Raw genomic sequence first — 12,183 nt, 5'->3', positions numbered from 1 at the left:
TTAAATCAAAATACCAGTTTGCTGCTAATTAATTAGTCCTTAGTATTAAATCTTTACCACTTGAAAATAGAACAACAACGTATTGCAATCATCGGCCTCGGCTACGTAGGCCTTCCTCTTGCTATTGAATTCGGCAAAAAATACCCCGTCATTGGATTTGATATAAACAAAAATCGCGTTGAAGAACTATCGTCAGGTCGCGACCGTACTATGGAAGCAGACATAGAAGCGATGAAGGTTGCAATGAATTTTTCTATCTGCGATTCAGGCCGTGCAGGATTAAAATTCTCATCTCACATAGAAGATATAAGACAATGCAACGTCTTTATAGTAACAGTTCCCACGCCGATTGATCAGTTTAAAGCCCCCGATTTAACACCTTTACGTAAAGCTTCTGAGATGATTGGAAGCATATTGAAGCAAGAAGATATTGTGATTTACGAATCTACAGTTTATCCGGGTTGTACCGAAGAAGAATGTGTACCTGTACTGGAAAAAGTAAGTGGACTACAATTCAATAAAGATTTTTATTGCGGTTATTCACCTGAGCGAATCAATCCTGGAGATAAAGTAAATACCTTGACTAAAATCAAAAAAGTCACTTCAGGTTCCACTCCTGAAATTGCAGATATAGTTGATGATTTATACAAAAGTATTATTACTGCAGGTACACATAAAGCTGCAAATATCAAAGTAGCAGAAGCTTCAAAAGCCATTGAAAATGCGCAACGCGATATAAATATTTCATTTGTGAATGAGTTGGCATTAATATTTGATCGCATTGGTATTGACACTTCGGATGTTATTGAAGCTGCAGGTACTAAATGGAATTTTTTGAAGTATAAACCAGGCTTAGTAGGCGGACACTGCATAGGCGTTGATCCGTACTACCTTGCACATAAAGCGGAATCGGTTGGCTACCACCCTCAAGTAATTCTTTCAGGAAGAAGAGTGAACGATTCAATGGGAATGTTTGTGGCAAATAAAGTGGTAAAATTATTGATCAATAAGGGACATAAAATAAACGCTTCTAAAGCACTTATTTTAGGGATAACATTCAAAGAAAACTGCCCTGATATACGTAATTCAAGAGTAATAGATATACACAGAGAACTGGAGCAGTTTGGTGTGACTGTAGATGTTTATGATCCTCATGCGGACAAAGAAGAAGTGCATCATGAATATGGTATAAAATTAATTGATGAAATAAATACGCATTATGATGCTATCGTATTGGCTGTATCACATAAGGAATTTCTGTCCATTAACTATTCGAAACTTAAAAATGGCAACGGTACTGTGATATTTGATACCAAGTCGTTTTTAGATCGGAGTATTGCGGACGGAAGATTGTAATATTATTATATGAGTTCTCTGAATAAAGTAAAATTAATTTCATTACCCAAAATACTAGATGAACGTGGTAACCTTTCTTTTTTTGAAAGTAGGAATCATCTGCCTTTTGAAATAAATAGGGTGTATTGGATATATGATGTGCCGGGAGGGGAAATAAGAGGAGGTCATGCATTTAAACAACAGGAAGAAATAATTGTGGCCTTGTCCGGCAGTTTTGATATAGTATTGAACGACGGCATGGATGAAAAAAAGTTCACTCTTAATAGATCCTACAGTGGCCTATATATTCCTGCAATGATTTGGAGGCATATGGAAAATTTTTCCACCAATTCTTTAGCTTTTGTTGCAGCATCTACAATGTATGATGACAGCGATTATATGCGGCTGTTTGATGAATATAAAAACACAATCAATGATAGATCGTAAGAGTATTACTGTCTTTGATTGCTCTATTATTGAGTTACCCAAAATCAAAAACAGAGCTGGAAATATTACTCCTGTACATAATAATATAGAAATCCCTTTTGCAGTAGAAAGGATATTTTATCTATATGATATCCCCGGAGGGGAGTCTCGTGGGGCACATGCCCATAAGGCATGTCATCAGTTCTTGATTTCAGCGAGTGGCGCTTTTGAGGTGTTATTGGATGATGGGAAAACAAAAAGATTGGTGCAATTAAATCGTCCTTATATAGGACTTTATATACCACCCGGAATATGGGCTTCAGAGATTAATTTTTCATCAGGAGCTATTTGTTTGGTTTTGGCTTCACACAAGTATAATGAAGAAGATTACATTAGAAATTATGATGAATTTTTAAACTATGGTAAACTACAAAGTTCACCCGTTAGCGGATGTACAATCTTCTAAAATCGGCTCAGGAACAACGATTTGGCAGTTTTGTGTGATATTGGATGGAGCGGTCATTGGAGATAATTGTAATGTTTGCGCCCATGTATTGATAGAGAATGATGTTGTAATTGGCGACAATGTAACCATTAAATCAGGTGTACAGATTTGGGATGGAGTACAGTTAGAAAATAATGTGTTTGTTGGACCTAATGTAACATTTACAAATGATTTAATCCCTCGTTCTAAAATTTATCCGGAACATTTCGCAAAGACTATCGTGAAATTTGGGGCTTCTATAGGAGCTAATGCTACAATCGTAGCCGGAATAACTATTGGTGAACACGCATTAATTGGCGCAGGAAGTGTAGTGACAAAAAATATTCCGGCATTTACCATATGGTATGGTAATCCTGCAAAACAAAAGGGCTATATCACAAAAGAAGGAGTACTACTAAACATGCATTTGATGGATGAGAAAACTAATCAACAATATTGCTTAATTGAAGGAAAGCTTCTTAAAAAATGATAAAATTTCTAGATCTTTTAAAATTAAATAAACAATACGAAACTGCAATCAAATCGGCTATGAGCCGTGTATTTGACTCCGGTTGGTATATACAAGGTGAAGCGGTAAAACAGTTTGAGCAAAATTATGCGACCTATTGTGGAAGTAAACATTGTATAGGCGTAGCTAATGGATTAGATGCATTAATTCTAATTATACGTGCATATAAAGAACTAGGTTTATTAAGAGAAGGGGACGAAATTTTAGTTCCGTCGAATACATATATTGCAAGTATCATAGCTATTTCTGAAAATAGATTAACACCTGTTCTCATAGAACCTGATGAAATTACTTATAATATTGATCCTAATAAAATAGAAGCAGCAATAACCCCTAGAGTGAAAGCTATTATGCCTGTACATTTATATGGGCAATTATGTGATATGGAAGCAATAAATGCCATTGCTCAAAAATATGGGTTATTGGTTATTGAAGATGCGGCACAATCACACGGCGCTTTGCACAATAATGGTAAAAAATCCGGCAATTTATGTGATGCTGCTGGACATTCTTTTTATCCCGGTAAAAATTTAGGAGCACTTGGAGATGGCGGTGCAATAACTACTAATAATGATGAATTAGCTTCTACTATTAGAGCAATAGCTAATTACGGATCACATAAAAAATATCATAATCTATATAAAGGGCCTAATAGTCGTTTAGATGAATTGCAGGCTGCAATATTAGATGAAAAACTAAAAGGATTGGATAGAGATAATGAAAGAAGAAGGGAGATTGCTAAATGCTACATAAGTGAAATTAAGAATCCCAATGTACAGTTACCTTATTACTCAGGGGGAAATGATCACGTATTTCATCTTTTTGTTGTAAGAGTAAAAAATCGAGATCATTTCCAACAGTATTTATTAGATAATAAAGTGCAAACAGTTATTCATTATCCTATTCCTCCACATAAGCAAGTAGCGTATAAAGAGTATAATTATATGAGTTTGCCTATTGCTGAAAGAATACATCAAGAGGTGTTGAGTTTGCCAATAAGTCCAGTGATGAGTGATAATGAGATTGAAAAAATTATAGCAGTGATAGGGTTATATAAAAAGCTATGCTAAAAAAAATCATTGATTTATGTAAAAGATTTTGGAGAGCTGATATTGTAAAGGTATTTTCTCTTACTTCAATATCTACGTTGGTTAAGATGCTTACTGGATTAATTAGTGTGAAAGTTGTATCTGTAATTATTGGTCCGGGAGGAATAGCACTACTAGGTCAATTGAATAGTTTTTCTACTATTATTTACAATTTTGCATCAGGGGGAATTAATAGTGGTGTCACAAAGTATGTGGCAGAAAATAAGCAATCTGATGAAAAAATAAAATCTTATCTCTCGGTTGCATTTAAGATTACGCTTTATTGTTCGTTATTAGCAGGAATTTTCATGATAATATTTCATGATTTTCTCAGCAAAACGATAATGCTTTCTAATGAATATGGATATCTATTCATATTATTTGGTTTAGCCGTATTCCTCTATGCTGTAAATGGCTTTCTTCTATCTATTTTAAATGGGTTTAAAGAGTTAAAAAAATTTGTGAGTATAAACATTATCAATGCTCTTGTTGGTGTGGGATTTACAATTTGCTTAGTTTACTTTTGGGGACTCCGAGGGGCATTAATAAGCGCAGTAACTTTTCAAAGTTTTATGGTTTTTATAACTATTTGGATGATGCGTCGATTACCTTGGCTAAAGCTTGATTATTTTAGACAAAGAATTGACAAGACAATTCTAAAAAAATATACTCATTATGCATTGATGACATTTGTGACGGCTGTAACTGTTCCTGTTTCTCAACTTATCATACGGGCACATATTATTTCAACTGTTTCGCCAATACAAGCAGGATGGTGGGAAGCAATGAATAGAATATCGGGAATGTATGTAATGGTAATTACCTCATCTTTTGGAGTATATTATTTACCTCGTTTGTCGGAATTGAAAAATAAGTTAGAGTTGCGGCATGAAATTTTCAAAGCGTATAAAGTGATTTTGCCAATTCTTTGTGTTGGTTTTGCCCATATCTATTTTTTTAGAATCTTTATCATCAAAGTGCTTTTTGCTCCGGATTTTTATCCAATGGAAAACTTGTTTGTTTGGCAACTATTAGGGGATTTCTTTAAAATAGCAAGTTGGTTGCTGGCTTTCTTAATGATAGCCAAATCAATGACCAAAACATTTATAGCAACAGAAATAATTTTTTCAGCCTCTTTAGTCTGTTTTTCTTTCTTTTTTATTAGAATGAATGGACTGGTAGGTATTACACAAGCTTATTGTTTAAACTATTTAATATATTTCTTAGTAATGGGACTGATATTTAAAAAGATAATTTTTCACTAACGTTTTGCTATAATTAAAATAGTTTCAATTGGTTATAATTTTATTTTTTTAAGTATTGTAATTGAATCTACTGAAGCAGTTGATTAGCGGTCATTTTTTCAAAAATAGTGATACAAATAATTAGCTATGACACAATACAATCAAGGGTTTCAATGAGTAATATTTGTCCACAACAGGACACTAATGCTTATGAGTAAAAAAGTCAAAATATGAAAATATTAATACCTGTTTTGGGGTTTGGAAAACAGGGAGGGTATAGAGTACTTTCAAATCTAGCAAATACTTGGATTGAACTAGGTCATCAGGTCACATTTTTATCTATTAGTGATACCGATTTACCACATTATCCAACAAATGCGAAAATTATTTGGGTAGATAAAAAAGGGATTTGTTTGACAAATTTAAAAAATGAAAATAAACATAAGCTTAAATTTTTTATAGATCTGTTTTCACTTTATAAAGGATTGAATTCTTTCAATAAGTATGAATTTGATGTTGTATTAGCTAATCAATCTCATACAACTTACCCAGTATATTTTTGTAAATTAAAATCCTTAAAAACCTATTATATACAATTAGATGAAGTAGAATCACAATTGGTTTTGGGAGGTTTTAAAAATTATATTTTATCTTTTTTATCCTTTTTAAGTTATTTTTTTGACCTTTTTAGAATAGTAAATGCGCCTTTTTACTTAAACTATAAATACATTAAATCTAAAGATTATGTATTACCTGCAATGGATTTTAATATTTTTTTCCCAAATAAAGTTGGGAAAGTTAGTTTAAAGGATAAGAAGGTTACTATAGGGTGTATTGGGAGGCGGGCCGCCTGGAAAGGAACAAATGATGTACTGGATGCATTTGAACTATTAAAAAAGGAAAATTTAAATATTGAGCTTAAAGTAGCTTTTGGAGAGGAAGATTTAAAAACTATTCCAGGTGTATCTACAACTTATCCTAAAAATGATATTGAATTAGCTTCTTTTTACAAGTCACTAGATATACTGATTGCTCCGGCAACGATTCAAATAGGTGCTGTACACTATCCGGTTATCGAGGCAATGGCGTGTGGAATACCGGTAATCACTACCGGATATTACCCTGCTAATGATCAAAATGCCTGGATTGTAAAGATCAATGATCCAAGTGATATAGCAATGAAGATAAAAATGGTTATTTGTGATGATTTCTATTATGAGAAAATAAAAAATGCGTTACATGATACTAAAGAGTTAAGTTGGTATAATTCTTCATTAAAAATGATAAAGTGTTTTCAACAAAAAATAAATAGTAAAGGAAAATAAATTTTATGATCTATTTATTTTTCGTCTTTTCATTTTTTCTCCTATTAATTGGCGCAATTTCGATTAGAAAATCAAAGTTTCAAAATGGATTTTTTATTTTTTCAGGACTGTTACTTTTTTTAATCGCAGGTTTTAGAAGCGAGAATATATCAAATGATTATACCGGCTATATTGAATATTATAATGATGTAATAAATTATTCCTTTTCAAGGGTAGAACCTTCCTTCATATTAATTGCAAAATTAGTTGATCATCTTTTCAATAATGTTGTATTCTTATTTGTAATATATGCATTACTAGGTGTTTATTTTAAATATCTTTCAATAAGCATTTTATCACAATATAGGTTGCACTCAGTGTTAATTTATTTTTGTGTTTTTTTTTTAACATTAGAAATGACACAAATAAGAGCCGGAGTGGCCGCAGGGTTACTATTATTATGTATTAAACCAATTAAAGAAAAAAAAGTAGTACCTTTTTTGTGTTTTTCATTATTAGCCGTTTTTTTTCATTTTTCTGCATTAATTATATTATTGCTTTATTTTCTAAACGGTGAAAAGATTAATAAGAAATTTTATTTTCTATTAGTGCCCGCAGGCTACTTTATTTATTTTTTCAATGTCAACTTATTTTTTTTTATAGACTATATTCCGATAAACTTAATTCAAGCCAAATTTGAATCATATAGTACTTATGATAATGAAATTAATTTATTTAATATCATATACCTATCTAGAATCATTGTAGGTTATTATATTTTAAGGAAAATTGAATTAATTCATATAAGAAACTCCTATGCAATTGTTCTTATAAAAATTTATTTCATCTCACTATTTTTATTTTCTGCTTTTGCTTCAATTCCTGGAATTGGTTCTAGAGTCAGCGAATTATTGTTAATTGTTGAGATAGTCTTAATTCCTTGTATACTTTATACATTTAGAAATAAGTTTTTAGGTAACATTTTAATTTTATTTATAGGATTTGCACATTTGTGCTTTTCAGTTTTTTATACAAAACTGTTACTTTATTAATTACTCCAATCCTGTAAAATTTTCAAAATAGAATTTTATAGGTATGAGGGTTTGATTCTATCTGCTACAACTCCCTGTTAGAGGAACCAACCACTAGTCATCAAAAAGGCAGGTTGAAGGATGGGTTTTCACTGTATTTTTTACGTCACTGTGTTCCTTTTTTTATCTGGTCCGTGAGTTTATTGTGGCTAAACAAATGTTGGCAGGCAAAGCTTAGAAGGATAGAGAAGGAGATTTTACGCTTCAAGTTTCTGCTGATCATAGTGAACAGCAGGTTGGCTGTCAGGGTGCACTAAATCTGTATTTTATTGGCATTTTCCTTGTCACCCGGAAAGTAATTCAATGGAAAGTTCAGTTTGAGTTGTTTGAAAAGCAATTCTATCTACCAGCGCATCTTTGTAAAACTGCCCGATTGTTATCCTATATAATTAATTATGAAAGAATCAGAATTGTTTAATGTTGCCAGTCTTATTATTACTCATAACCCAGACGAAGGTTTAATTAATCTTGTTAGTACTATCCAGAGTCAAGTTGAAAGTATAATAATTGTCGATAATTTTTCGGACTACAAGTCAATGAAGATTCTTAATTTAATTGAAAAGCAATACAAAATAACCCTTATAAAAAATAATCAGAATTTAGGTATTGCAAAAGCACTTAACCAAGGTGTAATAGAAGCTAAAAAGCATGATGTAAACTATGTGCTAACTTTTGATCAAGACTCAACCCCCTTTGATAATATAGTTAGTATAATAAAAGAAGTTTATGATTCATATTTATATAAAGATAAAATAGGAGCTATTGGAGTCAATTATACATCATCAATTCAGGATTCTTATAACGAAGGTTCTAATCAAAAACTATACTTAGAGAAAGATTATTTGATTACATCGGGATGTATGATTAGTCTTCAGTCTTTTTTTCATATTGGAGGATTCAGAGAAGATTTTTTCATCGATAATGTTGATTTAGAATATTCTTTAAGATTAAAAAAGAATGGATATAAATTGTTGATTTCCCAAAAACCGGGCATGATACATAAAGCTGGAAATCCACTAATCAAATTTTTTCTTGGATTTAAAATAACATCTTCGAATCATAACAGTTTTAGAAGATACTATATGTCGAGGAATCATATTTTGCTAACAAAAGATTATTTTTTTATTGAGCCATATTTTGTTTTAAAGTGTAATTATTTCTATATACTCTCAATTTTAAAAATTATCATGGTTGAGAAAGATGTAATGTTGAAACTAAAGAAAAGCTATGAAGGTATTCTCGATGCCTTTAATTATCAATCAATTAAAATGCATACTAATCAATAATAAATATTGAATTAATGTTGAAAGATAAACTTGGATTTGTTTTTACAAATTTTAATAATGCTCATTATACAATAAATGCAATCGAGTCTTTACAAGAAGAATCAACTTCTGGAAGGATTCAAATTGTTGTTGTAGACAATAACTCAGAAAAAAAAGATATTGAAATATTAAAAACTTTTGCGAGCAATAAATTAAACGTTGATATAATATACAGTAAAGTAAATGTTGGTTATTTTAAAGGATTAAATATTGGAATTAGATATATAAGGGATAATCACCCAGAAATAGAATGCATAGTAGTTGGGAATAATGATCTACTTTTCCCGCCCAACTTTTATAATTCGATATTTGAAAGTAAGGAATTTTTTTTAAAATATCCGGTCATTTCCCCTGATATTATAACTAGTGACGGAGTTCATCAAAATCCACATGTTATTGAGAAAATAAGTAAAACAAGAGAGTTTTTTTACGATATATATCATTCAAATTATTGGATTGCAATGATGATATTAAAGCTTGCCAAGATTACGAAAAAGGTTACACGAAGAAAAGATGAAGATAGATATGAAGTTTCTGGAGAAATTTATCAGGGTTATGGAGCATGTTATATTTTGACACCAAAATTCTTTTACTTATTTGAAGAATTATCCTCACCTTCTTTTTTAATGTATGAAGAGTTCTTTTTATCTAAACAGTTGTTGGAAAAAGGATATAAAATATTTTATGAGCCATCAATTTCTGTTACTCATTTAACGCATGCATCGACGAATAAATTGCCAGGGAAATTAAAATGGGAATTTTCAAAACAATCACATAAGGAATATAGAAAACATATTAAATTATTTTAATGATAAATAAATACCAAATATGTACTAACTGCGTCATGGACACATCTGATTCAAAGATAGTTTTTGATGATAAAGGTGTTTGTGACCATTGTAATGATTTCTACACTAATGTAAAATCCAATTGGCACACTGATGAAAAAGGGAGAAAAGAATTGGATGCAGTGGTAGAAAAAATCAAAAAAGAAGGTAAAGGCAAAGATTTCGACTGTATATTAGGTATGAGTGGTGGCGTAGATAGTTCTTACTTGTTGCATTTAGCAGTTACACAGCTAGGGCTGCGGCCTTTGGTTTTTCATGTAGATGGAGGATGGAATTCTGAGTTGGCAGTCAACAATATCCAAGTGATGGTTGAAAAGTTAGGCCTTGATCTTTATACAGAAGTTATTAATTGGGAAGAGATGAAGGATTTCCAATTAGCCTTTTTCAAATCAGGTGTTCCTCATTTAGATATCCCACAGGATCATGCTTTTATCGCAACACTTTACAAATTTGCCGATAAATACAAAATTAAGTATATCCTGAATGGTGGGAATATATCAACGGAGTGTGTAAGAAACCCAATGGAATGGCTTTATTATGGAACAGATATGGCACAGATAAAAGATATCATACGCCAGTTTGGAACTGTAAAAATGGAAACATATCCTTTTAGCCCAATTTTTCGCCATAAATTCTATCTAAGATATATCAAAGGGGTGCAAGTAGTGAAGCCTTTAAATTATATGCCATACATAAAGGAAGAAGCCTTGCAACTTCTTGCCGATACTTATGGATGGAAACCTTATCCTCAAAAGCACTTTGAATCTAGGTTCACTAAGTTTTATGAAGGTTATTGGCTTCCAGAACGCTTTGGCTTTGATACCCGGAAAGTTCAATATTCAAGTTTAATCTTAACAAAGCAAATGACTAGGGAAGAAGCTTTGGAAAAGCTTAAAAAGCCGGCATACAACCCGGAAACCATTGAAGATGAATTTAACTACGTGGCCACCAAGCTAGGTATAACAAGTGATACATTAAGAGGCTACTTTAATTCAGAAAAGAAATATTACCAAGATTATAAAAATCAAGAATCGATTTTTAAACTTGGTGCAAAAGTGCTTAAATATCTTGGTATTGAAAGATCAATTAAACGATGATTACTATAATAAATTATGGTTCAGGAAATATCAGTGCCATCGGGAATATTTATGAACGATTAAAAATTCCCTTTAAAGTAGCTGAAACTCCTAAAGAAGTGATAGGGGCACAAAAGATCCTTTTACCAGGGGTAGGTGCTTTTGATGAAACTATTGAAATGCTGGATAAATCAGGTTTTAGATCTGTGTTGGACCATGAAGTTTTAAAAAATAAAGTACCAGTATTGGGCATTTGTGTGGGTATGCAGATCTTAGCAAAAAGCAGCGAGGAAGGAACCTTACCAGGTTTGGGTTGGATAAATGGGGTAGTAAAGAAAATAGATAAAACTTTGATACATGAAAAGCCCAAAATTCCTCATTTAGGTTGGAACTCAGTAGAGTTGGTTAAAAACAATTTGCTTTTTGATGAAATAGATGTTAAAGAAGGTTTCTATTTTTTGCACAGTTATTATTTTGAATGTGTAGAAGATTCTGATATACTAACGAAAACCTACTATGGCAAAAACTTCGCTTCTTCCGTAAAGAACAATAATATTTACGGTGTTCAGTTTCATCCAGAGAAAAGCCATCATAACGGTGTTAAACTATTACAAAACTTCGCAAATCTAAATGCTTAGATCCAGAATAACTCCTTGTTTATTAGTTCATAAAAAAGGGTTGGTAAAAACAGTTGGATTTAAAGATCCCAAATATGTGGGTGATCCGATTAATGCAGTTAAGATATTCAACGAAAAAGAAGTTGATGAATTGATCGTATTAGATATTGATGCTTCTGTAGAAGGGCGTGGACCCGATTTTAATTTAATCAAGAACTTAGCTGTAGAATGTCGCATGCCATTTTGTTATGGTGGTGGTGTATCAGCTGTAGAGGAAGCAAAGAAAATAATCAGTTTGGGAGCTGAAAAAGTAGCCTTAAGCTCTGCCGTGTTTAAAGATTTTGATCTTATCAAAAGGATTGGTGATGCAGTAGGTATTCAAAGTGTCGTTGTTGTGTTGGATGTGAAAAAGAAATCATTTTTAGGTGGATATGAAATCTATATACACAATGGGAAAAAAGCAACGGGTATAAAAGTTAAGGACTTTGTTGAAAAACTGGACAAAATAGGCGTTGGAGAAATTGTGATCAACTCTATTGACAGAGATGGTAAAATGGAAGGGTATGATTTTACTTTAATTGACATCGTCCGTAATGCAACTGAGGTTCCAATAACAATATTAGGAGGGGCAGGTAACGTCGAAGATATTAGAAAAGTAATCAGCAAATATAGAATTATCGGTGTTGCTGCTGGTAGTCTGTTTGTATTCAAAGGGAAATATAGAGCTGTTTTAATAAATTATCCTGGTAAAAAAGAAAAACAGGAACTGCATCAATCATATTCATGAAACAAATCATTCAGAATCTAAAGAGCGGA

The 12,183-nt window shown here is 31.9% G+C and carries 13 protein-coding genes; all 13 read left to right on the top strand.

All coding sequences use genetic code 11. The annotated features are described in order from the left end of the window. Positions 1-60: 60 nt before the first annotated feature. Positions 61-1,356: a nucleotide sugar dehydrogenase gene (locus tag OCK74_RS05210; protein WP_279295949.1), complete on the top strand. Its 1,296-nt coding sequence runs from the start codon at positions 61-63 to the stop codon at positions 1,354-1,356. Positions 1,357-1,365: 9 nt separating this feature from the next. Then, on the top strand, positions 1,366-1,782 hold the full coding sequence (locus OCK74_RS05205; RefSeq protein ID WP_279295948.1) for a sugar 3,4-ketoisomerase: 417 nt from the start codon (positions 1,366-1,368) through the stop codon (positions 1,780-1,782). Continuing rightward, complete coding sequence (locus OCK74_RS05200) at positions 1,769-2,227, top strand: sugar 3,4-ketoisomerase (protein ID WP_279295947.1); 459 nt, start codon at positions 1,769-1,771, stop codon at positions 2,225-2,227. The genes OCK74_RS05205 and OCK74_RS05200 overlap by 14 nt, the downstream gene beginning before the upstream one ends. Beyond that, positions 2,181-2,735, top strand: a complete 555-nt coding sequence (locus OCK74_RS05195) for an acyltransferase (RefSeq protein WP_279295946.1) — start codon at positions 2,181-2,183, stop codon at positions 2,733-2,735. The genes OCK74_RS05200 and OCK74_RS05195 overlap by 47 nt, the downstream gene beginning before the upstream one ends. Beyond that, the gene (locus OCK74_RS05190; RefSeq protein WP_279295945.1) at positions 2,732-3,844 is read left to right on the top strand and encodes a DegT/DnrJ/EryC1/StrS family aminotransferase; all 1,113 of its coding nucleotides are present in this window, start codon (positions 2,732-2,734) and stop codon (positions 3,842-3,844) included. The genes OCK74_RS05195 and OCK74_RS05190 overlap by 4 nt, the downstream gene beginning before the upstream one ends. Next, positions 3,838-5,127, top strand: a complete 1,290-nt coding sequence (locus tag OCK74_RS05185) for an O-antigen translocase (RefSeq protein ID WP_279295944.1) — start codon at positions 3,838-3,840, stop codon at positions 5,125-5,127. Before OCK74_RS05190 ends, OCK74_RS05185 begins: the two co-directional genes overlap by 7 nt. A 209-nt stretch (positions 5,128-5,336) precedes the next feature. Further along, positions 5,337-6,431 carry a glycosyltransferase family 4 protein gene (locus OCK74_RS05180; protein ID WP_279295943.1) on the top strand — a complete coding sequence of 365 codons (1,095 nt, stop codon included), beginning with the start codon at positions 5,337-5,339 and terminating at the stop codon, positions 6,429-6,431. 5 nt (positions 6,432-6,436) lie between these two features. Continuing rightward, entirely contained in the window at positions 6,437-7,462 is a 1,026-nt protein-coding gene (locus OCK74_RS05175) for an EpsG family protein (protein ID WP_279295942.1), read from the top strand. A 434-nt stretch (positions 7,463-7,896) separates the two neighbouring features. Further along, positions 7,897-8,787, top strand: coding sequence for a glycosyltransferase family 2 protein (locus OCK74_RS05170; protein ID WP_279295941.1), 891 nt, complete (start codon positions 7,897-7,899; stop codon positions 8,785-8,787). Positions 8,788-8,801: 14 nt separating this feature from the next. Then, positions 8,802-9,635, top strand: coding sequence for a glycosyltransferase family 2 protein (locus OCK74_RS05165; RefSeq protein ID WP_279295940.1), 834 nt, complete (start codon positions 8,802-8,804; stop codon positions 9,633-9,635). After that, the gene (locus OCK74_RS05160) at positions 9,635-10,771 is read left to right on the top strand and encodes an N-acetyl sugar amidotransferase (RefSeq protein ID WP_279295939.1); all 1,137 of its coding nucleotides are present in this window, start codon (positions 9,635-9,637) and stop codon (positions 10,769-10,771) included. The genes OCK74_RS05165 and OCK74_RS05160 overlap by 1 nt, the downstream gene beginning before the upstream one ends. Further along, positions 10,768-11,388 carry an imidazole glycerol phosphate synthase subunit HisH gene (gene hisH / locus OCK74_RS05155; RefSeq protein ID WP_279295938.1) on the top strand — a complete coding sequence of 207 codons (621 nt, stop codon included), beginning with the start codon at positions 10,768-10,770 and terminating at the stop codon, positions 11,386-11,388. The genes OCK74_RS05160 and hisH overlap by 4 nt, the downstream gene beginning before the upstream one ends. After that, entirely contained in the window at positions 11,381-12,154 is a 774-nt protein-coding gene (locus tag OCK74_RS05150) for an AglZ/HisF2 family acetamidino modification protein (RefSeq protein WP_279295937.1), read from the top strand. The genes hisH and OCK74_RS05150 overlap by 8 nt, the downstream gene beginning before the upstream one ends. The last annotated feature ends 29 nt before the right edge of the window (positions 12,155-12,183 follow it).

This window comes from Paraflavisolibacter caeni (genome assembly GCF_025628885.1).
GTDB lineage: Bacteria > Bacteroidota > Bacteroidia > Chitinophagales > Chitinophagaceae > Flavisolibacter > Flavisolibacter caeni.
The sequence above is the reverse complement of the archived record's forward strand: the minus strand, read 5'-3'. Positions and strand labels throughout refer to the sequence as shown.